The sequence below is a fragment of the Kribbella sp. HUAS MG21 genome (assembly GCF_040254265.1).
Lineage (GTDB): Bacteria > Actinomycetota > Actinomycetes > Propionibacteriales > Kribbellaceae > Kribbella.
This window is the reverse complement of record NZ_CP158165.1, coordinates 2,981,646-3,003,938: the sequence shown is the minus strand read 5'-3', so window position 1 is coordinate 3,003,938 and position 22,293 is coordinate 2,981,646. Positions and strand designations below refer to the sequence as shown.

Annotated in this window: 22 protein-coding genes and 1 pseudogene; 12 read left to right on the top strand and 11 right to left on the bottom strand. The window is 70.4% G+C overall.

What is annotated here, in order from left to right:
* The 3 genes and pseudogenes from dhaL (at position 1) to ptsP (ending at position 2,957) form a co-directional block, all read left to right on the top strand.
* Complete coding sequence (gene dhaL / locus ABN611_RS14655; protein ID WP_350281642.1) at positions 1 to 621, top strand: dihydroxyacetone kinase subunit DhaL; 621 nt, start codon at positions 1 to 3, stop codon at positions 619 to 621.
* Positions 618 to 998, top strand: a pseudogene (gene dhaM, locus ABN611_RS14650) (dihydroxyacetone kinase phosphoryl donor subunit DhaM); the annotation flags it as partial. The gene dhaL and the pseudogene dhaM, both read left to right, overlap by 4 nt.
* Complete coding sequence (ptsP, locus tag ABN611_RS14645; RefSeq protein WP_350281641.1) at positions 972 to 2,957, top strand: phosphoenolpyruvate--protein phosphotransferase; 1,986 nt, start codon at positions 972 to 974, stop codon at positions 2,955 to 2,957. The pseudogene dhaM and the gene ptsP, both read left to right, overlap by 27 nt.
* Here ptsP and ABN611_RS14640 read toward each other — a convergent pair.
* The 3 genes from ABN611_RS14640 to ABN611_RS14630 all read right to left on the bottom strand — a co-directional run bounded on the left by ABN611_RS14640 (position 2,936) and on the right by ABN611_RS14630 (position 4,711).
* Positions 2,936 to 3,592, bottom strand: coding sequence for a hypothetical protein (locus ABN611_RS14640; protein WP_350280417.1), 657 nt, complete (start codon positions 3,590 to 3,592; stop codon positions 2,936 to 2,938). The two genes, ptsP and ABN611_RS14640, sit on opposite strands and share 22 nt — an antisense overlap.
* Positions 3,589 to 4,131 carry a GNAT family N-acetyltransferase gene (locus ABN611_RS14635; RefSeq protein WP_350280416.1) on the bottom strand — a complete coding sequence of 181 codons (543 nt, stop codon included), beginning with the start codon at positions 4,129 to 4,131 and terminating at the stop codon, positions 3,589 to 3,591. The genes ABN611_RS14640 and ABN611_RS14635 overlap by 4 nt, the downstream gene beginning before the upstream one ends.
* Before the next feature lie 76 nt (positions 4,132 to 4,207).
* Positions 4,208 to 4,711, bottom strand: a complete 504-nt coding sequence (locus tag ABN611_RS14630) for a hypothetical protein (protein WP_350280415.1) — start codon at positions 4,709 to 4,711, stop codon at positions 4,208 to 4,210.
* A gap of 144 nt (positions 4,712 to 4,855) precedes the next feature.
* Here ABN611_RS14630 and ABN611_RS14625 point away from each other — a divergent pair, with 144 nt between their 5' ends.
* Together ABN611_RS14625 and ABN611_RS14620 are read left to right on the top strand one after the other, a co-directional pair.
* The gene (locus tag ABN611_RS14625; RefSeq protein ID WP_350280414.1) at positions 4,856 to 5,452 is read left to right on the top strand and encodes a sigma-70 family RNA polymerase sigma factor; all 597 of its coding nucleotides are present in this window, start codon (positions 4,856 to 4,858) and stop codon (positions 5,450 to 5,452) included.
* Positions 5,439 to 6,278, top strand: coding sequence for a hypothetical protein (locus ABN611_RS14620; protein ID WP_350280413.1), 840 nt, complete (start codon positions 5,439 to 5,441; stop codon positions 6,276 to 6,278). The genes ABN611_RS14625 and ABN611_RS14620 overlap by 14 nt, the downstream gene beginning before the upstream one ends.
* Here the strand turns inward: ABN611_RS14620 and ABN611_RS14615 are convergent.
* Complete coding sequence (locus ABN611_RS14615) at positions 6,271 to 8,709, bottom strand: beta-L-arabinofuranosidase domain-containing protein (RefSeq protein ID WP_350280412.1); 2,439 nt, start codon at positions 8,707 to 8,709, stop codon at positions 6,271 to 6,273. The two genes, ABN611_RS14620 and ABN611_RS14615, sit on opposite strands and share 8 nt — an antisense overlap.
* Before the next feature lie 174 nt (positions 8,710 to 8,883).
* On the opposite strand from ABN611_RS14615, the gene ABN611_RS14610 reads away from it, so the two are divergent.
* Entirely contained in the window at positions 8,884 to 9,867 is a 984-nt protein-coding gene (locus tag ABN611_RS14610; protein ID WP_350280411.1) for a LacI family DNA-binding transcriptional regulator, read from the top strand.
* Here ABN611_RS14610 and ABN611_RS14605 read toward each other — a convergent pair.
* Positions 9,856 to 10,350 (bottom strand): DUF1707 domain-containing protein, encoded by a 495-nt coding sequence (locus ABN611_RS14605; RefSeq protein ID WP_350280410.1) that lies wholly within the window; start codon positions 10,348 to 10,350, stop codon positions 9,856 to 9,858. The genes ABN611_RS14610 and ABN611_RS14605 overlap by 12 nt on opposite strands.
* A 199-nt stretch (positions 10,351 to 10,549) precedes the next feature.
* Between ABN611_RS14605 and ABN611_RS14600 the strand changes: the two genes are divergently transcribed.
* Complete coding sequence (locus ABN611_RS14600) at positions 10,550 to 11,176, top strand: hypothetical protein (RefSeq protein ID WP_350280409.1); 627 nt, start codon at positions 10,550 to 10,552, stop codon at positions 11,174 to 11,176.
* Positions 11,177 to 11,237: 61 nt separating this feature from the next.
* Here ABN611_RS14600 and purL read toward each other — a convergent pair whose 3' ends face one another.
* From purL to purS, 4 genes are read right to left on the bottom strand one after another with little or no spacing between them, the layout of a single operon-like run.
* Complete coding sequence (gene purL / locus ABN611_RS14595; protein ID WP_350280408.1) at positions 11,238 to 13,499, bottom strand: phosphoribosylformylglycinamidine synthase subunit PurL; 2,262 nt, start codon at positions 13,497 to 13,499, stop codon at positions 11,238 to 11,240.
* A gap of 1 nt (position 13,500) precedes the next feature.
* Positions 13,501 to 15,546 carry a hypothetical protein gene (locus tag ABN611_RS14590; RefSeq protein ID WP_350280407.1) on the bottom strand — a complete coding sequence of 682 codons (2,046 nt, stop codon included), beginning with the start codon at positions 15,544 to 15,546 and terminating at the stop codon, positions 13,501 to 13,503.
* Complete coding sequence (gene purQ, locus ABN611_RS14585) at positions 15,546 to 16,214, bottom strand: phosphoribosylformylglycinamidine synthase subunit PurQ (protein ID WP_350280406.1); 669 nt, start codon at positions 16,212 to 16,214, stop codon at positions 15,546 to 15,548. The genes ABN611_RS14590 and purQ overlap by 1 nt, the downstream gene beginning before the upstream one ends.
* On the bottom strand, positions 16,211 to 16,462 hold the full coding sequence (gene purS, locus ABN611_RS14580) for a phosphoribosylformylglycinamidine synthase subunit PurS (RefSeq protein ID WP_350280405.1): 252 nt from the start codon (positions 16,460 to 16,462) through the stop codon (positions 16,211 to 16,213). The genes purQ and purS overlap by 4 nt, the downstream gene beginning before the upstream one ends.
* 112 nt (positions 16,463 to 16,574) lie before the next feature.
* Here purS and ABN611_RS14575 point away from each other — a divergent pair, with 112 nt between their 5' ends.
* The 5 genes from ABN611_RS14575 (at position 16,575) to ABN611_RS14555 (ending at position 20,279) form a co-directional block, all read left to right on the top strand.
* The gene (locus ABN611_RS14575; RefSeq protein ID WP_350280404.1) at positions 16,575 to 17,096 is read left to right on the top strand and encodes a PadR family transcriptional regulator; all 522 of its coding nucleotides are present in this window, start codon (positions 16,575 to 16,577) and stop codon (positions 17,094 to 17,096) included.
* Positions 17,093 to 17,764 carry an ABC transporter ATP-binding protein gene (locus tag ABN611_RS14570; protein ID WP_350280403.1) on the top strand — a complete coding sequence of 224 codons (672 nt, stop codon included), beginning with the start codon at positions 17,093 to 17,095 and terminating at the stop codon, positions 17,762 to 17,764. Before ABN611_RS14575 ends, ABN611_RS14570 begins: the two co-directional genes overlap by 4 nt.
* The gene (locus ABN611_RS14565) at positions 17,764 to 19,089 is read left to right on the top strand and encodes an FtsX-like permease family protein (RefSeq protein WP_350280402.1); all 1,326 of its coding nucleotides are present in this window, start codon (positions 17,764 to 17,766) and stop codon (positions 19,087 to 19,089) included. The genes ABN611_RS14570 and ABN611_RS14565 overlap by 1 nt, the downstream gene beginning before the upstream one ends.
* Complete coding sequence (locus ABN611_RS14560; RefSeq protein ID WP_350280401.1) at positions 19,086 to 19,721, top strand: CDP-alcohol phosphatidyltransferase family protein; 636 nt, start codon at positions 19,086 to 19,088, stop codon at positions 19,719 to 19,721. Before ABN611_RS14565 ends, ABN611_RS14560 begins: the two co-directional genes overlap by 4 nt.
* Positions 19,722 to 19,790: 69 nt before the next feature.
* Complete coding sequence (locus ABN611_RS14555; RefSeq protein ID WP_350280400.1) at positions 19,791 to 20,279, top strand: hypothetical protein; 489 nt, start codon at positions 19,791 to 19,793, stop codon at positions 20,277 to 20,279.
* Here the strand turns inward: ABN611_RS14555 and ABN611_RS14550 are convergent.
* Both ABN611_RS14550 and ABN611_RS14545 read right to left on the bottom strand, forming a co-directional pair.
* The gene (locus ABN611_RS14550; protein WP_350280399.1) at positions 20,276 to 21,151 is read right to left on the bottom strand and encodes a phosphoribosylaminoimidazolesuccinocarboxamide synthase; all 876 of its coding nucleotides are present in this window, start codon (positions 21,149 to 21,151) and stop codon (positions 20,276 to 20,278) included. The genes ABN611_RS14555 and ABN611_RS14550 overlap by 4 nt on opposite strands.
* Positions 21,152 to 21,172: 21 nt before the next feature.
* Positions 21,173 to 22,255 (bottom strand): FAD-dependent oxidoreductase, encoded by a 1,083-nt coding sequence (locus tag ABN611_RS14545; RefSeq protein WP_350280398.1) that lies wholly within the window; start codon positions 22,253 to 22,255, stop codon positions 21,173 to 21,175.
* Positions 22,256 to 22,293 lie beyond the last annotated feature (38 nt).

Below are 22,293 nucleotides of genomic sequence, written 5' to 3'. Positions count from 1 at the left end.
ATGGGAGTCGATGCCTTCGTCAGCTGGCTGCGGGACTGCGCGGCGGTCCTGCACGAGAACGCGGCGTACCTGACCGAGCTGGACTCGGCGATCGGCGACGCGGACCACGGCGCGAACATGGACCGCGGGTTCCAGGCGGTCGTCGGGCTACTGGACGAGACCACGTTCGACGGCGCCGACGAGCTGCTGAAGAAGGCCGGGATGACGCTGGTCAGCAAGGTCGGCGGGGCGAGCGGACCGCTGTACGGGACGTTCTTCCTGCGGTTCGGCACCGCGCTGGCGGGCGCCGACCTGACGCCGGAGACGATCGGCAAGGCGCTGCACGCCGGGGTCGAGGGCGTCCTCGCCCGCGGCAAGCCGGAGCTGGGCGACAAGACCATGTACGACGCCTGGGCGCCGGCGCTGGACGCGTACGACGCCGCGGTCGCGGGCAGGGCCGATCTCGGTACGGCGCTGTCCGCCGCGGCAGAGGCTGCGGCGAAGGGCCGGGATGCGACGGTGCCGCTGGTCGCCCGGAAGGGGCGTGCGAGCTATCTCGGCGAGCGCAGCGTGGGTCATCAGGATCCGGGCGCGACCAGTACGACGCTGATCTTGGAGTCCGCGGTCCGCACGCTGTCATGATCGGGATCGTGGTGGTGTCGCACAGCCGGGCGCTGGCGGATGCGGCGGTCGGGCTGGCCGCGGAGATGGTTGCCGAGGACAAGCGGCCGGTGATCGCGGTGGCGGCGGGGCTGGACGCGACGACGTTCGGGACCGACGCGATGGCGGTCTCGGAGGCGATCACCGCGGCGGACGGCGCGGACGGCGTACTCGTGCTGCTGGATCTCGGGTCGGCGATCCTGAGTGCGGAGATGGCGCTGGAGTTCGTCGATCCCGAGGTTGCCGGGCGGGTGCGGCTGACGAGTGCGCCGCTGGTCGAAGGGCTGGTGGCGGCGGTCGTCACGGCGTCGACCGGCGCGTCCCTGGACGCCGTGGTCGCCGAGGCGCAGCGAGGTTTGGTCGCGAAACAGGATCATCTGGGTGATGTGGTGGCTGCGGCTGCTGCCGCTGTCGCGGAGGCCGATCGCACGGTTGAGATTGTCGTGGGGAACGTGCACGGTCTGCATGCGCGGCCTGCTGCGCGGCTCGTGGGGCTGGTGAACGGGTTCGACGCCGCGGTCATGCTCACCGACCTGGACACCGGGCGAGGGCCGGTGGACGCGGGCAGCTTGAGCATGGTGGCGACGTTGAACGCCCAGCAGGGACACAGGTTGCGGGTCGGGGCGAGCGGGTCGCAGGCGGCCGAAGTACTTGCTGCGGTGGAGAAGCTGGCGGCTGAGAACTTCGGGGACGAGGCTGTCGAGCCGGCGGCGCCCGCTGCGGGCGGGTCCGGGCTGGACGTGGCGATCGGGCCGGCGGTGCTGGTCGGTGGCGAGGTGGACGTCAGCGGGTATGTTGCCGGCGACAACGAGCTCGCGCGGCTGGAGGAGGCTGTTGCTCGCGCCGGCGAGGAGTTACGCGGACTCCGGGACGACAGCCCTGAACACGGCGGCATCTTCGAGGCGCATCTCGCGTTGCTGACCGATCGCACGATGCGCGACGAGGTCCGGGCGTCGATCGCCGGTGGCGCGTCCGCGCCGACGGCGTGGCAGCACTCGTACGACACCCTCGCCACGACTTTCGAGGCCCTGGACGACGCGTACCAACGCGAACGCGCCCAGGACGTCCGAGCCATCCGCGACCGTGTCCTCCGGGCGCTCGTAGGAGCCGCATCGGACGAGCCGGGCGAGGCAGCCGCTGCCGGCGCGGTGGGCGCGGGGATTCTTGTCGTGCCCGAGCTGGATGCCGCCACTGCGGCCACCTTGGACGCCACCCGGATCGCCGGGATCGCCGTCCGCGCGGCCGGTACCACCGGACACGGTGTGATCGTGGCCCGGTCCCGCGGGATCCCGCTGATCACCGGGATCGGGCCGGTCGAGGTCCGGGCCGGAGCGATCGTTGCGTTCGACGCCCGGAGTGGGGTGTTCGAGGTCGCACCGGACGTGGATCGGGTCCGCGCCACGATTGCCGAGCGGCGGGGCGAGCGCGACCAGGCGATCGCCCGCGCGGACGAGCCCGCCATCACCCGCGACGGCCGCACCGTCGACGTGCTCGTGAACGTCGGCGTCGTCCAGGACGCCGTCGAGGCGCGCGGCGCGGACGGGTCCGGGCTGGTGCGGACCGAGGTGCTCTTCGGCGACCGCCGTACGCCGCCCTCCGTCGACGAGCAGGTCGACGCGTTCCGCGCGATCGCCCGCGCCCTCGGGAACAACCCGATCACGATCCGGACCTGGGATGTCGGCGGCGACAAGCCGCTCCCGTTCCTCCCGCAGGACAAGGAGGCGAACCCGTTCCTCGGCGAGCGCGGCCTGCGCGTCTTCCGCCGCCGTCCCGACCTGCTCCGCGATCAGCTCGAGGCGATCCGGCGTACGGCGGCCGAGACCCCGGTGCACGTGATGTTCCCGATGGTGACGACCGCCGACGAGGTCGCCTGGGCGCTGGACCAGCTCGGCCCGCGGGACGGCCTCGAGGTGGGCATCATGGTCGAGGTCCCCGCGGCCGCGCTGCGGGTCGGCACGCTCGCGAAGGACCTCGACTTCGTCAGCATCGGCACCAACGACCTCACGCAGTACACGACGGCCGCGGACCGCACCAACGCAGCGGTCGCCCCGCTCGCCGACGGCCTCGATCCCGCCGTACTGCAGCTGATCGACCACGTGGTCCGCCACGCCGGCGTACGGGTTGCTGTCTGCGGCGACCTGGCCAGCGACCCGCAGGCCGCAGTACTGCTGGCTGCTCTCGGTGTGGCCGAGCTGAGCGCCGTCGGCCCACAGGTACCGCTGGTGAAGGCCCGGCTGCGGCAGGCCGACCTAGGACAGGTCGACACCGCCGCAGTGCTGGCTGCCCGGGACGCGGATCAGGTGCGCGGTTTGCTGTAGTAGCGCAGCTCGACGAGGTTGAAGCCGGAGGTGCGCTCCTGCTTCGCGGGAAGTGTGTAGGTCTCGCCGGGCTCGAGGTAGGTGACGTCCGAGTGCTCCAGGTCCAGGTCGACCACCAGGGCCGGGTAGGCGCCGGTGTGCCAGGTGTACGACTCGCCTGCCTCCGGCGTCACGTGCTGCACGCGTACGTCGTCCTCGTCGAGCACTACCTTCGTCGGGATCTCGCCGGCCTGTTCGAAGCCGGATTCCGCCGGGATGCCCGAGACCGCGAAGTACGGGTCGCCGGACGCCTCCTCGCCCAGGTCGAGCACCTCGATCAGGCGGTTGAGGTACAGCGCGTCGCCGTCGTTCGTGAGCATGTGTACCGGCGACACCGGGCGGTAGACCGAGCCGCCGACGGTCTCGCTCAGGTGGCGTGCGGGGCTGCCGTCCAGCCAGTCCATGTGGCAGGGCGACGTCGACAGGCACAGGACGACGTACGGGTTGTGGTGCAGGTGCCAGCCCTGCGCCTCCCCCGGCTGCAGTGACACCTCCCAGACGCGGACGCGCGAGTTCTTCAGCAGCACGCGGGTCCCGATCTCGCCGAGTACGACCTCGGTCCCGTCGGGTGCGGTGGCGGTGGTACCTGCGGTCATGCCGTCTCCTCTATCGGTCGTTCCATCGCGACGCCGGCGAGCAGGGTGCCGTCGGGCATCGGTAGCTGCGCGGACTCCACCTCGGTGAAGCCGAAGGCCTTGTAGAGCGGTACGCCGGGCAACGTCGACATCAGCGCGAGCCTGGTGAACCCCTCCGCGCGGGCGGCCTCGGTACAGGCGGTCAGGATCGCCCGGCCGAGCCCGCGCCGGGTCCAGTCCGCGCGGACGAACATCGCCCGGATCCGGGCCGGTTCGGTGGCCGGGTCCAGCAGCCGCTCGTCGGCGCCTGCCGTGCTGGCGTTGAACAGCTTGTTCCGCCGGCTCCAGCCGCCGCAGGCGACGACCTCTCCGCCGGCCTCGAGCACGTAGTAGGTACCGTCGTCGATCAGTGCGGTGTCCAGCGCGGTGATGTGCTCGGCGGCGCTCGCCGTCTGCTGTGCGTCGTAGTACGCCGGGAACTGCGTCAGCACAGCGTCCCGGGCCAACGCGGCCACGGCAGGCCCGTCCGCCGCCACCGCCAACCGCAACACAGCTTCCACGCCCACAGGCTAGTTCACGGCTTCCGCCGCCATTCGCGGTACGCCGACGCGGGTGTTGACACGTGCAGCCGTGGGTTCATTTCCGGAACCGCCTTCCGCGGAAGGCCCAGGCGAACTTCGCGGCGACCAGGAGCAGGAAGAGGGCCACTGTGCCGAGGCTTGCGCCTGAGTTCACCACGTTGCCCAGGATGACCGCGATCACGGCAACCACGGGCAGCAGGATGAAGAGGAGCGTCCCCCAGTTGGGAGCCTGTGTGCCGGGCAGCGGCGTCGGCGCTTTCTCGGGCCGGACGACCTGGACGACCAGTGCGCCGAACACCTTCGCCATCACCTTCAGCGGCGACCGCTGCAGCTCCTCCATCAGGTCCAGGCGGCCGGCGCCCGCCTCGGTCAGCTCGTAGTCGGCCGGCCCGTCGTCCTGCGGCCGGCGGGCGACGAACGTGCCCGTGACCAGGTCCTTCAAGGCGGCCTGGACTCGCTCCTCGCTCACTCCGGTACGGCGGGCCAGCTCCGCCCGGCTCAACGGTGCGAACCGCAGGTGCTCCAGGAGCGCGTGCTCCAGCGCGGGATCGTTCGCCACAGGTTCCCCCCTCCGACTGGAGGACATTCTCGCAGTACGCGCGGTCATCGAACCCACACGGAAAGCTGCAGGAAGCTGCAATCTCGAGCGGGTGAAATGGGTGCGGGCAGTGCCGGACATGTACCGGGTATGACGCTGATACCGATGGAGGCTCGCACCGGGCCGGTGAGTGAGGGAGTCGTGCACGACCCGCCACCAGACGCGCGCCGGGAGCGGTTCGAACAGGTCTTCGCGGCACACCGGGAGGCCGTGCTCGGGTACCTGCGCCGCCGGACCGACAGCGGCCACGACGCCGCCGACCTGCTCGCCGACACGTTCCTGGTGGCCTGGCGCCGGCTGGACGACATACCGCTCGACCCGCAGACCAGGCCCTGGCTGTACGGCGTCGCGCGCCGGGTGCTGGCCAACCACCGCCGCGGTGAGGGCCGTCGGCACGCGCTGGCGACCAAGCTGCTCAGCGAGCTCAGCGACACCGCACCGGACGTGCGGCCGCAGCTGGACGACACCCCCGCGGCACGCGCGTTCCGGGCGCTGCCGGAGCAGGACCGGGAGCTGCTGTCGCTGGTCGCCTGGGAGGACCTCGACACCACGCAGATCGCGACGGTGCTCGGCATCTCCCGCAACGCCGTACGGATCCGGCTGCACCGCGCCCGGAAGCGGTTCGCCAAGTTGATGACCGCCCCGCTCGCGAACCGCTCCCTGGTCGCGCTGAACGAAGAGGTACACCATGAAGACGCCTGACATCGACGCCACCGTGCGCGGCCTGAACCCGCACCGGACCACCGACCAGGTCTCCGACGACGCCTGGGCCGAGCTGTCCGAGGCTGTGACCACCGCCGACACCGCGGCTGCCCCTGTTGTGACCCTGCACCGCCGGCAGCCGCGCCGGCTCGCGCTGGTCGCTGCCTGCACGCTGCTGATCGCCGGCGTGGTTGCCGCGACCGTGGTCAACCGCCCGCACCAGGACCAGCCGCAGGCCCTGTCGTTCACCGAGCGCGGCGACAAGCTGGTCGTCCGCGTCGTCGACCCGAACGCGGACCCGGCGCGCTACAACGCCGAGTTCAAGAAGATGGGCCTCGACGTAACGGTCATGGCGGTCCCGGTCAGTGCACCGTGGGTCGGCCGGATGGTCAGCTTCAGCGGCCGCAACGAGAAGGACATGAACCAGCTCCGCCTGCTGGAGCCCGGCGAGCAGTGCAACGGCACCCTGACCGCCGCGGACCCCGGCTGCCAGGAGGGCCTCGAGCTGCCGAAGAACTACGACGGCAAGAGTGACGTGCAGTTCGGCCGCGCCGCGAAGCCCGGCGAGCTGTACGTGCACACCTCCTCGTCGGCGACCGACGAGGGCGAGGTGCTTGCTGGTCTCACGGTCAAGAACAAGACCGTCGACCAGGTCCTGCCGCTGGTCCGCGCGCGTGGCGTCGGCAAGGTCGACTACCGCCTCGACAAGGGGCCGACGTACCAGGAGCCGGAGCAGACACCTCCTGGCACCTGGTACGTCCACAGCGCGCAGACCTTCGCGGAAGGCGAAGTCACCCTGTACGTCGACGCGACGCCCGCTAAGTAAAGCTCAGCTGCAGCAAGCCACCAGAGAACGTGGGACGCAGTACGGCCTCCACCCGGACGTACTGCGTCCGCACTGGTGTGAAGGTGGTCGTGTTGGCCCGGTCGAGCGCTACGTCGTACAGCGTGGTGTTCTCGACCGGCCGCCACGTCTCACCGTCCAGCCACAGGACCCGCCACGACTGCGGCACCCGGCACTGGCCGAAGCCGGTGTCGTCGAACCAGTACGCCGACACCTCCGAGAGCTCGCGCACGGAGCGCAGGTCGTACTGGATCCACTCCGTCGTCCCCCGCCGGTCCCACCACGTGAAGCGCGGAATCGACGTGTCCGCGGAGGATTCCGGCGTACGACCGGAGTCGGGTGCCTCGAGCGAGTCGCCGTCGTTCACGTGCGATGCGGTGATCCTGGTGCGGTAGCTCCACTCCTGGCCGGGTGGGGCGACCTGTGGGAACGAGGTGATGCGCAGCCGGGCCGCACCCATCGGGATGAGGGTCACGGTCTCCACGGGCTCGTCCGACGTCACAGGGCCTGGCTGCAGCAGTCCGACGACGTCCTCGGTGTCCGTCTCCCACTGCGGGATCCGCCGGGCCTGTGTGGTCAGTGCGAGCGGCACGCCCTCGTGCGTGAACGGGTTGCCGCCACCGTCGCGTCGTACGAGGTCGAACGACGCGCCTGCGACGAGACCGTAGTTCCAGTTCGACTCCGGGTAGACGGCCAGCTCCGGCCACTCCTCGGTACCGCCGATGCGTTCGTAACGTTCGTCGATCGCCAGTGAGTAGGTCAGCGGACCGCGGTCGACGGACACCGCGTTCTGGTTGTTCTCCCAGACCCTTGTGGTGGTGCGCATCGGTAGGGTCAGCTCCACGCGATCGCCTGCGTGCCAGACGCGGTCCAGCTTCATCCAGTCGCCGGACACGCGTTCCTGCAGGCCGTTGACCTTCACTGCCGCGTCACTCGTCCAGCCCGGACGCCTTAGATAGAAGGGGAAACGGACCGGTCGCCGCGTTTGCACCGTGAAGGTGATCCGGTCCGAGAAGGGGTAGTCGGTGTCTTGCACCACCGTGACCGTCTCGCCAGAACCGGGTCCGACCGTGGCCGTCACCTTGCTGGCGGCGTACATCGACGCGGCCAGCCCGTTGTCGGTGGTGGCCAGCCAGAGCTCCTGCACGTAGTACGGCCAGCCCATGCCGTAGTTGTGCGGACAGCACCTGTACTGATGTACGCCGTACTTGTAAGCCCCCATCGCAAACGGGTTCTGGAACTGACCGTGCTTCCGCTGGTCGTCGAGCTGCACGCTGTTGGCGCAGGTGATGTAGTGCATCACCTGCTGCTGGGGGTCGTACGACGCCGGCAGCGAGTTGAACGCGAGCTCTTCGCACCTGTCCGTCCAGGCGACGTCTCCGGTGAAGCGGGTGAGCATCTCGCAGCTGTGCATCAGCTCGACGATCCCGCACGTCTCGAACCCCTGCCGCGGATCCCCGAACCCTGGCCGCGAGTTCTCGTCGCCGGCGAACCCGCCGCCGGGGAACTGCCCGTAGAGGCCCATGACCGTCGCATAGTTCCGGTACGTCGCCGCGCGATGCTGCTCGTCGCCGGACAGCAGCCAGTACTGCAACGGCTCCCGGAAGCCCTGGGCGATGTTGACGTTGTGCCAGGTGGGGATGCCGTTGACGTAGTCAGCGGACCCGCTGTGCATCTTCGTCACCAGGTCGAGCAGCCACGACTCACCGGTGCGGTTGTAGAGCCAGTACGCACTGTCGATGTTGTCGCCCCAGCGGAACGCTCCCCACGAGCGGTTGAACACCTCCGGCGGCTGCGTGTTCTGGAACTGCAGGTACTTCGTCATGAACGGCAGCACCCGCTCGTCGCCGGAGTACTCGTACCAGGACCGGAACGCCGCCAGCAGCGGCATGCCCGGCCAGAAGTCCGGGCCGTTCTCCAGCGACGTCCGAAGCCGCTCCGGACCGAACCAGCCGTCAGCCGCCTGGGTGGCGAGGATGCCCTCCATCCACTGCTGCGTCCTGGCCAGCACACCGGCGTCGCCGGTGACGTAGCCGAGGTCGCCGAAGCCGCGGAGCCAGTACGGCAGCTCCTCCCAGGCACCCTGCGCCGGGTCGACCCAGCCGTTGGTGGCGTAGACCAGGAAGTCGGAGATCTCGTCGTACCGGCCGCAGAGGCCGTTGACCTGCAACTCGAGCTGCTGCGCGAGCCAGCCGCGCGGCTCGATCGCGCCCGGTGGGAGTTTCTGGAACGGAACCGCCCGCAGCGGCGCCCGCTGCGGGACATAATGACCGCCACGCCCAGCGGGCGGTCCGGAGGAGGTGGGAGCGGCCTCGGCCTGGGCCGGATCGATCGCGGTCACGGCCGCCGCCGCGGCCAGGGAGACACCAAGGAAGTCACGTCGGGGCATTCCTTCGGGGGTCGGTGCGGGCATGGGCAGGCCTTTCGGGTGACGGGGGCGGACATCACACCGACGGAAAGACGGCACACGTTTTCCGTCATTGACAACGTAGGACTCGACCCCGCCTCGGTCAAGATCGAAGCGCAGGTCAGCCGGGTCCTGCCGGTGCTCCTGCTAGGCTTCGGCGCGACACCGGGAGGAAACACGATGAAGAGGGCAGCCGTGCGGATGGCGGACGTCGCCGCGCTCGCTGGGGTGTCCGCCGGCACCGCGTCGAAGGCGCTCAACAACACCGGCCAGCTGAGCCCGGAGACCCGGGAGCGGGTGCGGCGCGCCGCCGCGCAGCTCGGGTTCATGCCGGACGCCCGCGGCCGCGCGCTCTCGTCCGGGCGGACGTTCACGGTCGCGCTGCTGACCACCGACAGCTCGGGCCGGTTCAGCATCCCGATCATGCGCGGCGTCGAGGACGTGCTCAGCGCCGGCGAACTCGCGACCGTCCTGTGCGACACCCGCGACGACCCGCTGCGCGAGCAGACGTACCTGCGGTCGCTGGTCGCGCGCAACGTGGACGGCATCGTCGTCACGGGCCGCCGTACCGAGCCGCGGCGGCCGATCAACGTCCCGCTGCCCGTCGTCTACGCGCTGGCCCCCTCCACCGATCCCGCAGACGCCTCCGTCGTCATCGACGACACCGCTGGCGCCGCCGCGACGGTCACCCACCTGCTCAACCTCGGCCGGAGCCGGATCGCGCACATCACCGGCCCGTCCCACCACCGCTCAGCCGTTCAACGCGCCGAGTCCGTCGTCAGCACCGCCGGGGACGCGCTCTGCACCGAGCCCCTGTTCGGCGAGTGGAGCGAGCAGTGGGGACGCCAGGCCACCGACCTGGTACTGCGGCAGAACCCGGACGCGATCAGCTGTGGCAGCGACCAGATCGCCCGCGGCGTCTGCGAACGGCTCCGCGAGCTGGGTCGCCCGGTGCCCGACGAGATCGCCGTCACCGGCTACGACAACTGGCTGGTGATGGCGCTGGCCAGCCGGCCGCCACTCACCACCGTCGACCTCCGGCTCGAGGAGCTCGGCCGCCGCGCCGCCACCTTGCTGCTCGAAGCGATCGACGGCAAGGAGCATCACGGCGTACTCGAGCTGCCCGCCCAACTGATTCCGCGGGAGTCGACGCTAGGCACCTGACTGCTTGCGTTCCTCGCGGCCCGGGCGGGATGCCCAGCGGTAGGCGAAGAACACCCAGGCCAGCGCGGGCAGGCCGAAGATCGCCGCGGCGATCTCCCGGCCGAAGACCAGGAACACCAGTCCGGTCAGCGCGAACGGCAGCGCCATCCACACCGCGCCGACGAACGCCGCCCACCGCCAGCGACCGCGCTTGCGCGGCGCCGGCTTGTACAGCGACGGGGCGGGCAGGCCGGCGAACACCGGCTGCAGATCGCCGTGAGTGACGGCGTCGTTGAGCAGGTCGACACGGCGGTGCAGCTCGTCCTCGTCGAGCCGCCCGATCGCGAACTGCTCGGCCAGGTCGTCGGTGCAGGCGTGCCGCTCCTCCTCGGTCAGCCGGATCGTCGCCATCCGCCGCCGGGCCGCGACCTCCCGCGCCTCCTGCCCGGCCGCGGCCGCCAGCCCCATCAGATCGGACGCCTTCATCGGCCGCCGCTCCGCCATTCCGCCTCACCTCACCCTCGGTCCTTCGAGTGTGCCAGACCGCCCGAAAGCCGTCTTCTGACGCTTCGCCGGTGGTGCTTGTTGCCGGCCGGCGCGGAGACGCTGCTCACATTTCCGGCACTCAACCCTGTCGCAGGACCAAGCCATCTCTGATCTCGACGGGCCGAACGGAGCCCCTTGAGCACGGAGGAAACGCACCATGAAGAAGAAGCTTGCCGCTCGTGTCCTGGCCGGCACCGCGATCGTCGGCGCCGCGGGGCTGCTTCTCGGGATCGCGCCGAGCGATGCCGCCGTACCGGCCCGCGCCGCGGTTGTCGCCACGCAGGCGAAGCCCGCGCTGAAGCCGGCCGGGCTGCAGTTCGGCTACAACTGCTGGGGCCAGGGCAGCCACTGCAACGTCGCCGTCCACGCGCCGAAGGGGTGGCAGTTCACGCAGCTCAGCCGGACGCACGCCCGGTTCAGCTCAGGCGTGTGGTTGCTCCGTGTCAACGGCGGCCTCGGCGGCAAGGTCAGCACGAGCCGCGCCGCCGACCAGCGGGTGCGCGCCCTGCACGGCGTCACCGGCTTCCGGCTGGTATCCCGGACCAACGGCACCACGGCATCGAAGGTCGGCTGGGACGCGCCGCGGGTCGCCTACACCGAGATCACCTACACCTACCGCGATGGTTCCCGCGGCAAGCGCCTTGTCACCACGCGCTTCGTCGACACCTACGAGAGCGGCCGCCGGGCCTACCTCGAGCTCACCGTCGCCGGACGCCCGCAGGACAAGGCCGGCCTCGCGAAGGTCCTCACGGTGGCGACCGAGCGAGTGGCGCTGGTCGGCTGACATCACCGGGATCAGCAAGGTGACCCCGGGCGCGGTCAGCGCCCGGGACCCCAGTGGACGATCAGTTGAGGACGGACGGCAGCGTGGCCGTCCAGGCGGTGCGCAGTTCGGTCAGCGGGACCTCGAACTGGTCCTGGACGTCGAGGGTGTCGCCGGTGACGACGCCGATCTTCGCGTGCGGGAACCGGCGGGCGGTGCACATGTCGGTGAACCGCACCTCCTCCGTCCGCGGTACGGCGACCACCGCGCGGCCGGCCGACTCCGCGAACAGGAACACGAACGGGTCGAGACCGTCCGGCGCCCACACCCGCGCACCGACGCCGCCGCGCAGCGCCGACTCGACCAGCGTCTGCGCGACGCCGCCGTCGCTGACGTCGTGCGCGGCGTCGATCAGGCCGTCGCGCGACGCGTTGATCAGGATGTCGGCCAGCTGCTGCTCGGCGGCCAGGTCGACCGCCGGCGGGCGCCCGCCGAGGTGGCCGTGGACGACGTGCGCCCACTCGGACCCGGACAGCTCCTCCGCGGTCTCGCCGAGCAGGTACAGCTGGTGGCCCTCCATCTCGGCCGTGAACCCGATCGGCGTCCGGCGGGTCACGTCGTCGATGACGCCCAGCACACCGACGACCGGCGTCGGCAGGATCGGCGTCTCGCCGGTCTGGTTGTAGAACGACACGTTGCCGCCGGTGACCGGGATGCCGAGCTCCTTGCAGCCGTCGACCAGGCCGCGGATCGCCTCGGCGAACTGCCACATCACCGCCGGGTCCTCGGGCGAGCCGAAGTTCAGGCAGTCGGTGACCGCGACCGGCCGCGCACCCGTGGTCGCGACGTTCCGGTACGACTCCGCGAGCGCGAGCTTCGCGCCGGTGTACGGGTCGAGCTTGGCGAACCGGCCGTTGCAGTCGGTGGACACCGCGACGCCGAGGCCGCTGGTCTCGTCGACCCGGATCATGCCGCTGTCCTCGGGCTGCGCGAGCACCGAGTTGCCGAGCACGTAGCGGTCGTACTGGTCGGTGACCCAGGACTTGTCGCACAGGTTCGGCGAAGCGACCAGCTCGAGCAGTGTGTCCCGCAGCTCCGCGCCACTGCTTGCCCGCGGCAACTTCTCGGCGCCGTCCGCCTGCAGCTCGTCCTGCCAGGCGGGCCGCTCGAACGGCCGCTCGTAGACCGGGCCCTCGTGCGCGACGGTCCGCGGCGGCACGTCGACCACGCGCTCGCCGTGCCAGTCGATCTCCAGCCGCCCGGTGCCGGTGACCTCACCGATCACGTCCGCCTGGACGTCCCACTTCTCGCAGATCTTCAGGAACGCCTCGACGTTCTCCGGCGTGACGACCGCCATCATGCGTTCCTGCGACTCGCTCATCAGGATCTCTTCCGGAGCGAGCGACGCGTCCCGCAGCGGCACCTTGTCGAGCGAGACGTACATGCCGCCGTCGCCCGCGCTGGCCAGCTCCGACGTCACACAGGACAGGCCCGCGCCGCCGAGGTCCTGGATGCCTTCGACCACGTTCGCCTGGAACAGCTCGAGCGTGCACTCGATCAGCAGCTTCTCCATGAACGGGTCGCCCACCTGCACCGCGGGCCGCTTGGTCGGACCGCCTTCGGCGAAGGTCTCCGACGCCAGCACGGACACACCGCCGATGCCGTCGCCACCGGTCTTCGCGCCGTACAGGATGAGCTGGTTGCCGACACCGGTCGCGTTCGCCAGGTGCAGGTCCTCATGCCGCATGACGCCGACGCAAAGCGCGTTGACCAGCGGGTTCCCGGCATACGTCGGGTCGAAGACGACCTCGCCGCCGACGTTCGGCAGGCCGAGGCTGTTGCCGTAGCCGCCGATGCCCGAGACCACACCCGGCAGCACCCGCTTGGTGTCCTCGGCGTCCAGCGGGCCGAACCGCAGCGGGTCCATCACCGCGACCGGGCGGGCGCCCATCGCGAGGATGTCGCGGACGATGCCGCCGACCCCGGTGGCCGCGCCCTGGTACGGCTCGACGTACGACGGATGGTTGTGCGACTCGACCTTGAACGTGACGGCGTACCCCTCGCCGATGTCGATGACGCCGGCGTTCTCACCGATCCCGGCCAGCATCTTCCCGGCCGGGGTCTCCTGCGGGATCTCGGCGAACCGGCGCAGGTGCACCTTGGACGACTTGTACGAGCAGTGCTCGCTCCACATCACCGAGTACATCGCCAGCTCGCAGCTGGTCGGGCGGCGGCCGAGGATGTCCCGGATCCGCTGGTACTCGTCCGGCTTCAGCCCGAGCTCAGCCCACGGCTGCTCGACGTCCGGGGTGTTACTGGCATTGCTCACAGTGTCGGTGGACAACTCAGGACTCCTGCACTAGGTGGGGCTCAGGTGAAACGGTAGCTGGCCGGTGGGCGGCGATCAGATGCGCTACCAGGATGGGGAGGGCGAAGCCGACCATGATCGCCGGGAGGGCGACGCCGGCGTCGTTGAGCAGCATGCCGACCAGGCCGCAGGTCGACAGCGCGATCAGGGTCGGGCGGATCATCGGCAGGCTGTCGTAGAAGGTGCGGTAGGTCTCGGACGGCACCCGCTGCGGCAGGACCGTGGCCAGCATGCACAGGACGACGGCGACCAGCATCGCCCAGCCGGACGGCCCGGCGAAGAACTGGACGGCCATCTGCAGCTTGCGGATGAAGACGTCCGTGACGTCACCGTCGAGCAGGCGCGCGACGAACGTCCCGAAGTGGCTGCGCTGCTCCGGCGGACGCAGGTAGTCGAGGAAGGCGACCGCGGACACGGCCAGTACGCCGGCCACGCCGATGCCGAGCAGTGCGCGCAGTGAAATGCTCCCGCGCCACGTCAGCCACGCCATCAGGAGCACGGCCGGCGTCAGCGCGATGATGCCGCCGAAGTCCGTCCCCCAGCCCGGTCGGCCGTCCACCCCGATCGCGGCACCGCCGATGACCAGTACGGCGACCGCAGCCTGCACCCTGCTCTTGTCGACGAGCTTCTGGGCGGCCCATCCGGCCGTGACCAGCGCACCTACCGCGAGCGTCGCGAAGGTCGAGTTGCCGAAGCCGTAGAACCGCCCGCCGATCACAGGTCCGTCGGCGAACATGCTGCCGACCTGCAACGGCGTACCGAGCACACCGTCGACCAGCAGGATCAGGTACGCCGCCAGCGCCAGTCCGAGGAACGCGTACCGCTTGAACAGGGCCTGGGCCACTGCTGCAGCCAGGACGCTGATGCCGAGAACCACGCAGTACAAGGAGAAGCCAGGCGACGGCCAGCGCCACCAGACAGTCACCGTGGACAGGAAGACGCCGACGAAGAAGCCGCCCTGCACCAGCAGTGTGAACACCGCGGTACGACGGGAGGCGGGCGAGCGTCGCAGTATGAACCAGAGGAGCGCCAGCACTTCGGCGGCCACGATGGTCAACGCTACGGCGAACAGCATCGGCCGTGGCTGCTCGAACCGCTGATTCGTGTCCAGTCGGTCCTCGATCACCGCGGCCGCATCGGTGTGCCGGTCGCCGGTGAAGTGGATCTCGTTGCCGTCCAGCGGACCGGCGGTCGCGGAGCCTGCCGGGTCGACCGCGGCCGGGGTGCGCTCCTTGAGGATCGTCGCCGTCACGTCGGTCAGCTGGATCAGCCCGGGACGGCGCGTGCTGTCGCTGGTCAGCCAGCGCGGCCCGTCGTCCGGCGGCAGCTGCATCGCGACCAGCGGCTCCTGGTGCGCGTTCGCGAGCTCCCGGCCGATGCCGACGAGCAGCACCCAGCCGTCGGCCGCGCGGGCCTCGGCGACCAGCCGCGCGACGTTCTGCCGTGCCTCGGCCCGGCCCTCGCGAGGAGGTAGCGCGCCGGCGTCGATGATCGCGTCGCCGCAGTCATTGCTCGCCAACCGGGCGCGGTCGAACTCGGGCTGCCAGTTGCTGACGGACCCGTCCGCCTTCGCCAGGGCGATCGCGGCACCGGGACCGAATCCGCAGATCGGGTAGCCGGTCTGGCCGAGCCGGCCGATCGGCGCGCTGGTGTGGTGCTCCGCCTGGCGGTCGACGTACGTCTGCCAGTCGGCGACCTTCCCGTTCGTCACCGCCGGGAGGTCACCGCAGGGCTGGTCGGGCACGCTGCCCCAGGCCCGCGTCCCGGCGCTGATCGTCAGCCAGCCGTCGACCGGGCAGGTGTGCGGCCCGGCCGTCTTCACCGAGATCGAGCCGACGTGCGACTCGTTCACCAGCGCGGTCAGCTCCGGCGACGCCTTCACGTCGTTCCAGGTCAGACCGGGCACACCGATCACCACGACCTTCGCGAGCAGGCTGGAAGGCTGCGCGGACGCGGTACCCGTGGTCAGGAGCAGGACCGCCGCCGTGAGTAGCACGGCTCGGACCAGCCCGGTGAACCTCATCAGGAGGGGACGACGGCCTTCAGCACCGAGGTGAAGAAGCCCAGGCCGTCCGTGGTCGGGCCGGTGAGAGTCTCGACGGCGTGCTCCGGGTGCGGCATCAGGCCGACCACGTTGCCGCGCTCGTTGGTGATGCCCGCGATGTCGCGGTACGAGCCGTTCGGGTTGCCGAGGTAGCGGGCCACCACCCGGCCCTCACCCTCCAGCCGGTCCAGCGTCGCCTCGTCGGCGACGAACGAACCGTCCTGGTTCTTCAGCACGATGGTGATCTCGTGGTTGGCGTCGTAGTCGCTGGTCCACGCGGTCCGGTTGTTCTCGATCCGCAGCGCCTGGTCCTTGCAGACGAACTTGCGGTGGTGGTTCTTGATCAGCGCGCCGGGCAGCAGGTGCGACTCGCAGAGCACCTGGAAGCCGTTGCAGATGCCGAGCACCGGCATCCCCTCGCCGGCCCGCTTGATGATCGTCTCCATCACCGGCGCGAACCGGGAGATGGCGCCGGCGCGCAGGTAGTCGCCGTACGAGAAGCCGCCGGGCAGTACGACCGCGTCCACGCCGCGCAGGTCCGCGTCGCCGTGCCAGAGCGCGACCGCCTCGGCGCCGGCCACCGCGGCCGCGCGCCGGGCGTCGACGTCGTCGAGCGACCCCGGGAAGGTGACGACCCCGATCTTCACTGGTCGTTCTCCACGTGCAGGCTGTAGTCCTCGATCACCGGGTTGGCCAGCAGGGTGTCCGCGGCCTTCCGGATCTCGGCGACGCGCTCCTCGGTCGCCTCACCGTCCAGGGTGATCTCGAAGCGCTTTCCCTGCCGGACGTCGGCCACGCCGTCGAAGCCGAGCCGGCCGAAAGCGCCGTGCACCGCCTTGCCCTGCGGGTCGAGGATCTCGGGCTTGAGCATGACGTCGACGACAACGCGAGCCACTGACTACTCCAGGTTCGTTGCGGGGTGACGGCTGAATCCTACCGAGGCCGGGCCAGAACTCCGCATCGTGGACTATTCACTCAGTACATACACGCGATGTATAGTTCCGGTCATGGCCACTGCCGAGCTCGTCCTGGGACTGCTGTCCGCCGGGCCGGCCCATGGGTACGACGTGAAGCGCGGTCACGACTCCTGGTTCCCGGACAGCAGGCCGCTGGCGTTCGGGCAGGTGTACACGACGCTCGGGCGGCTGGAGCGGGACGGCCTGGTCGAGGTGGTCGACAAGACCTCCGGCGGCGGCCCGGACCGGACCGTCTACGCGCTCACCAGCAAGGGCCGAGACCACCTCAGCGACTGGCTCAACGACCCGGTGCCGCCCGCCTGGGGAAGTGCCGACGAGGTACTGCGGAAGCTCGTGGCCGCCGTCCGCACCGGGGGCGACGCCGCCGGGTTCCTGGCCCGCCAGCGCGCCAGCCACCTGCGCCGGATCCGGGAGCTGCGGGAGACCCCGGCCGACGACGACCCGACCTCACCACTGGTCCGCGAGTACATCGTGGCCCACCTCGACGCCGACCTGCGCTGGCTGGACAGCGCCCTCGACCGCATCTCCGAGCAGAGGGGGACTCGCCGATGAACGCCTTGGCACTGGAACGCGTCGAGTACTCGTACCGGCGCAACACGGCGCTACGCGGCGTCAGCCTGCAGCTCAAGCCTGGTGAGGTCGTAGCGGTCACAGGTGCCAGCGGCTGCGGCAAGTCGACGCTGCTGCACTGCGCGGCCGGCATCCTCGCTCCGGACGCCGGCACGGTGCAGGTGGACGGCCAGGACATCGCCGCGCTGCCGGAGCAGCAGCGCGCGGCCCTCCGGCGTACGAAGATCGGCATCGTGCTCCAGTTCGGACAGCTGGTGCCGGACCTGCCGCTGATCGACAACGTGGCGCTGCCGCTGCTGCTGGGCGGTCACGAGCGCGGCGAGGCGCATGAGTCCGCGATGACCTGGCTGGAGCAGGTGGGCATCGCCGACGACGCCACCGCCGTTCCAGCGGAGCTGTCCGGCGGCCAGACCCAGCGGGCCGCGGTAGCGCGCGCACTGGTCACCGGGCCGTCGGTAGTACTTGCGGACGAGCCGACCGGCAGCTTGGACAGCCGGGCCGGCCAGGAGCTGCTCGACGTACTGCTGGAGGCGGCTCGCAAACGCGGCTCGGCGCTGTTGATGGTGACCCACGACAACCTGGTGGCTGCGTCGGCCGACCGTGAGATCAGACTGCGCGACGGGCTGATCCAGCACGAGGTGGCGCTCTGATGACGCTCGAGACGCTGGTCCAACTGGCGCGCTCCCGGACTCCTGCGGACCGCAGCCGCGTCCAGTTGGCCACAGCGGCGCTAGCGTTGAGCGGGGCTGTCCTCCTCGGTGCACTGCGCATCGCCAGGCTCGGCAACGGCGAGCTGAGCGCGGACGTCTACAGCAACTACGTGGCCGAGAGCGGCCTCCGCTCCGGACTGATCGCGATCCTGCTCATTCTCGCCGTACTCACCGGAGGCCTGGCGGTCCAGGCCTTGCGTCTCGGTACGGCGGCCCGCGAACGGCGACTGGCCGCGCTCCGGCTCGCAGGTGCGTCCAGCAAGCAGCTGCGACAGCTGACTGTCACCGACGCGGCCCTGGCCGGTCTGGCGGGAGGCCTGCTCGCGGGGCCGACCTACCTGTTGCTGAGCCTGTTGTTCGGTGCACTGCCCCGGATGGCCCGGATCCTGCCGGGTGCTGAGCTGTGGGATGCGGCCCTGTGGGTTCCGGTCGTCGCGATGATGACCGCGGCCGGTGCGGTGATCGGCAGCCTGCTGCACCGCAACGGGCCGGTCAGCCGCGAGCAGCAGTCCACAGCGCAGCGCCGTACCGGCATCATCGCGGGGCCGGTGTTGATCGCGCTCGGGCTGCTCACCACGCAGTACCTCGGTTACGTGGGGTCGACGATCCTGCTGGCCGGACTGGCGCTGTTCTTCCTCAGCATGTCGACGCTGTGGATCGGTGGGGTGGGGCGGCGTTTGCAGCGCTCCGCCGACCCGGCCAACCTGCTCACCGGTGTCCGGCTGGTCACCGACTCCAGGCCCTCCTCGCGGATCTGCATGCTGCTGGGCTGCTGCGGCTTCCTCGTCGGCACGATGGCAAGCGGAATCGCCAGTGTCCTCAAAGAGGAGAACACCGCAGCACCCCCGACGTTCTACACCACCGGATTCGGCCTGGCGATCGTCGGACTCGTCCTGGTGGTGCTCACCGCGCTGGCGGCGCTGATCGTCGGCGTCGCGGACCAACTGGTCGACCAGCGCCGCCAGCTGGCAAGCCTCACCGCTCTCGGCGTCGACCTGCCGTTCCTGCGGCGGGTCATCCGCCGGCAGCTGACCGCGGTCGCGGCTCCGGCGCTGGCCGTCGGGCTGCTGTTCGGCACGGTCATCGGCGTCAACCGGACCGCCGGCGGTGCGGTGGAGCCGTTCGATCCAGGCACGCTGCTGCTCGCGGCAGTGCTGACGGCCGGGGGCTGGTTGCTCGGTCACCTCGGCGGCACGACCGCCGGTTTCCTGCTTCGCAACCAACTCCGGGACGCGATCGATCCCGAGAATCTGAGGGCAGCATGACGACCGCTGTACCGCTCGCCGTCCGCCCGGCACTCCTGCTGGGCGTCCCGAACCGCATCACCCTGATCCGGACCGTGATCGCGATGGGGATCGCCACCTACGCGTTCCACACCGGCGACCTCACCTGGCTGGTGATCGGGTACTTCTCTTACTGGTTCGGCGACAGCCTCGACGGCTGGGTGGCGCGGCGCCGCAACGAGGAGTCCCTGTCCGGTGCGGTGTTCGACATCGTCTGCGACCGGGCTTGCTCGTTCCTGCTCGCGGCCGCGTTCATGGCGACGTACCCGGAGACCATCGGGCCGCTGGCGATCTACCTGGTGCAGTTCGGCGTGCTGGACACCATGCTGTCGTTCTCGTTCCTGCTCTGGCCCTGGGTGCTCAGCCCGAACTACTTCTACAAGGTCGACCGGCCGATCTACCTGTGGAACTGGTCCAAGCCCGCCAAGGCGATGAACACCGGCGCCGTGGTGGTCTCGCTGATCGTCGGCGGCTACACGGGCGCCCACTGGCTGCCGTACTCCGTCGCGATCGCGGCCTGCGTCGTGAAGGTGGTCTCGTCGTACCGGCTGCTCGAGATCCTCCGCGGCCGCCGGGACGCCGTACCGGGAGAGCCGCGTGCGACTCAGGTGTGACCCTGGTCGCTCCCGGAAGTGGGGCTAGCTCCCGTGGCAACGGCCGTCGTCGCCCTTAGCCTCGGAGACATGTGGCTGTGGCAACTGGTGCTCGCGGTGGGCTTCGGGATCGGGTCCGCCGTCGTACCGTTCCTGAACGCCGAGGCGTACGTCCTCGCGCTCGGGGCCACGCACGCCCTGGACCCGGTCGTCGCCGCGATCGGCGTCTCCGTCGGCCAGACCCTCGGCAAGGTCGCGATGTTCCTCGCCGTGCGATACCGGCCCGGCTACGCGGCCCGCAAGAGCAAAGAACCCAAGGCCGTCGACCTGGACACCCGCTGGGGCCGGTTCGTGCAGCGCAACCGGGACCTCAGCAAGCGGCTGCTGGACGCGATGAGCGACAGCCGCTGGGGCGTGCCGGTCACCTTGCTGAGCGCCTTCGTCGGCATCCCGCCGCTGTACGGCGTGGCACTGATCGGCGGCGCGTCGCGGATGCGGACCGTCGTCTTCGGGCTGTCCGTCCTGGCGGGCCGCGGCGCCCGCTTCGTGCTGCTGGCGCTCGGGGTGAGCGTGTTCTAGCCGTCGAACTTCCGGCCGGTCAGCTGCTCGTAGGCCCCGATGTACGCCGACCTGGTCCGCTCGACCACCTCGTCTGACAGCGGCGGCGGCGCCTCGCCGGAGTGCCGGTCCCAGCCGGACTCGAACTGCAGCCAGTCCCGCACGATCTGCTTGTCGTACGACGGCTGCTGCTTGCCCGGCTCCCACTGGTCCGCCGGCCAGAAGCGGCTCGAGTCCGGCGTCAGCACCTCGTCGGCCAGCACAATCGTGCCGTCCGGGCGCGCCCCGAACTCGAACTTCGTGTCGGCCAGGATGATCCCGCGCTCCTCGGCCATCGCCCGTGCCTTCGTGTACACGTCGAGCGTGGTGTCCCGCAGGGTAGCCGCGATGTCCGCGCCGACCGTCGCCACCACCGCGTCGTACGACACGTTCTCGTCGTGCTCGCCGAGCTCGGCCTTCGTCGCCGGGGTGAAGATCGGCGTCTCGAGCCGCGAACCCTCGACCAGGCCCACCGGCAGCGGGATGCCGCACACCCCGCCGGTCGCGTTGTAGTCCACCAGTCCGGAGCCGCTCAGGTACCCGCGGGCAACGCACTCGACCGGGAACATCGACAGCTTCTCGCACACCACCGCGCGGCCGGTGACCTCCGCCGGCACGTCCGTGGAGATGATGTGGTTCGGTACGTCGAACTGCTCGAACCACCACAGGCTCATCGCGGTGAGCACCCGGCCCTTGTCCGGGATCGGCGTCTCCAGGATCCAGTCGAACGCGCTCATCCGGTCGCTCGCGACCATCAGCAGCTCGCCGGACTCCAGCTCGTACAGATCACGGACCTTCCCGGAGTGGAGGTGCTTCGCACCAGGGATCTCGGACGCCTGCGGAGGTGTGGTCACAGCCGCGATTCTCCCATCCGGCTACTTCCGGCCGCGCAGGGACACCAGTTTGCCGCCGACTGCGAACAGGCCGTCCCGGAGCGTGCACACCACCGGGTTCTCGGTCTGGGCCACCCGGCCGAGGCCGCGGGACCGCTTCACCAGCTTGGTGGTCGCGGGCCGGCGTTCGGCGTCGTACGCCGTCAACGCTGCCGCGAGCCCGTCCGCGCTGCCGAGGCTTCCGGCCATGCTGCCGAGGTGCCGGGCCAGGGCGTCGGCGTCCTCGATCGCTGAGCAGGCACCGCGGCCCAGGTTCGGGGCCATCGCGTGCGCCGCGTCGCCGAGCAGCGCGATCCGGCCCTGGGCGAACGGCACCAGCGGCAGCGTCAGGTCGTAGATGTCGTTGTGCAGGACCTTCTCGCTGCCCGCGATCAGTCGCGGGATCGGGTCGTGCCAGCTCGCGAACACCGTCGGCCCGCTCTGCGCGCCGGCCGGCTGGTTCGCGGTCCCGTACCAGTAGAACCGGCCGTCGATCAGCCGTGCGAACCCGAACAGTTGCCCGCGGCCCCAGGTCTCGCCGCCGCCGTCGTCGAGGTCGACGTCCGCGATGCCGCGGTACGCCGTGAAACCGGAGTACCGCGGGCCGGCGTACTGCGGGTACAGCGTTTTCCGTACCACGCTGCGGATGCCGTCGGCGGCCACGAGCAGGTCCGCGCGCAACTCGCCGTTCACGGTGACGGTCTTCGTGTCCTGCTCGATCGTGCGGACGTCGTACCCGGGCCGGACCGTCACCGCGGGGCCGAACTCGGCGGTGATCAGGTCGTGCAGCTGCGCCCGGTGGATCATCACCGGGATCTCGACGCCGAGGTCCGCCGCCTTGACGACCCAGCGGCCGTCGGGTTTGCGCATCCCGGCGGGCTGGGCCGGGATCGACGCCTTCTCCAGGCCCTCCACGCCGAGCTGCTCGAGTACGGCGACCGCCGACGGCCAGACCGAGATACCGGCTCCTACCTCGCCCAGTTCCGGGGTGCGTTCCAGCACTGTGACCTGCCAGTCGCGCCGCTGCAGCGCGACCGCAGCGGTGACCCCTCCGATCCCCGCTCCGACCACGATCGCCGTACTCATGTACTCGACTCTACATCTGTAGAGTCTTTCGCGGAAGT

Excerpts from the sequence above, each read along its gene's own strand:
- dhaL (WP_350281642.1), top strand. The coding sequence starts at position 1 with ATGGGAGTCGATGCCTTCGTCAGCTGGCTGCGGGACTGCGCGGCGGTC.
- ABN611_RS14640 (WP_350280417.1), bottom strand. The coding sequence starts at position 3,592 with ATGACCGCAGGTACCACCGCCACCGCACCCGACGGGACCGAGGTCGTA.
- ABN611_RS14625 (WP_350280414.1), top strand. The coding sequence starts at position 4,856 with ATGGAGGCTCGCACCGGGCCGGTGAGTGAGGGAGTCGTGCACGACCCG.
- ABN611_RS14620 (WP_350280413.1), top strand. The coding sequence starts at position 5,439 with ATGAAGACGCCTGACATCGACGCCACCGTGCGCGGCCTGAACCCGCAC.
- ABN611_RS14615 (WP_350280412.1), bottom strand. The coding sequence starts at position 8,709 with ATGCCCGCACCGACCCCCGAAGGAATGCCCCGACGTGACTTCCTTGGT.
- ABN611_RS14610 (WP_350280411.1), top strand. The coding sequence starts at position 8,884 with ATGAAGAGGGCAGCCGTGCGGATGGCGGACGTCGCCGCGCTCGCTGGG.
- ABN611_RS14605 (WP_350280410.1), bottom strand. The coding sequence starts at position 10,350 with ATGGCGGAGCGGCGGCCGATGAAGGCGTCCGATCTGATGGGGCTGGCG.
- ABN611_RS14600 (WP_350280409.1), top strand. The coding sequence starts at position 10,550 with ATGAAGAAGAAGCTTGCCGCTCGTGTCCTGGCCGGCACCGCGATCGTC.
- ABN611_RS14590 (WP_350280407.1), bottom strand. The coding sequence starts at position 15,546 with ATGAGGTTCACCGGGCTGGTCCGAGCCGTGCTACTCACGGCGGCGGTC.
- ABN611_RS14575 (WP_350280404.1), top strand. The coding sequence starts at position 16,575 with ATGGCCACTGCCGAGCTCGTCCTGGGACTGCTGTCCGCCGGGCCGGCC.
- ABN611_RS14570 (WP_350280403.1), top strand. The coding sequence starts at position 17,093 with ATGAACGCCTTGGCACTGGAACGCGTCGAGTACTCGTACCGGCGCAAC.
- ABN611_RS14565 (WP_350280402.1), top strand. The coding sequence starts at position 17,764 with ATGACGCTCGAGACGCTGGTCCAACTGGCGCGCTCCCGGACTCCTGCG.
- ABN611_RS14560 (WP_350280401.1), top strand. The coding sequence starts at position 19,086 with ATGACGACCGCTGTACCGCTCGCCGTCCGCCCGGCACTCCTGCTGGGC.
- ABN611_RS14555 (WP_350280400.1), top strand. The coding sequence starts at position 19,791 with ATGTGGCTGTGGCAACTGGTGCTCGCGGTGGGCTTCGGGATCGGGTCC.
- ABN611_RS14545 (WP_350280398.1), bottom strand. The coding sequence starts at position 22,255 with ATGAGTACGGCGATCGTGGTCGGAGCGGGGATCGGAGGGGTCACCGCT.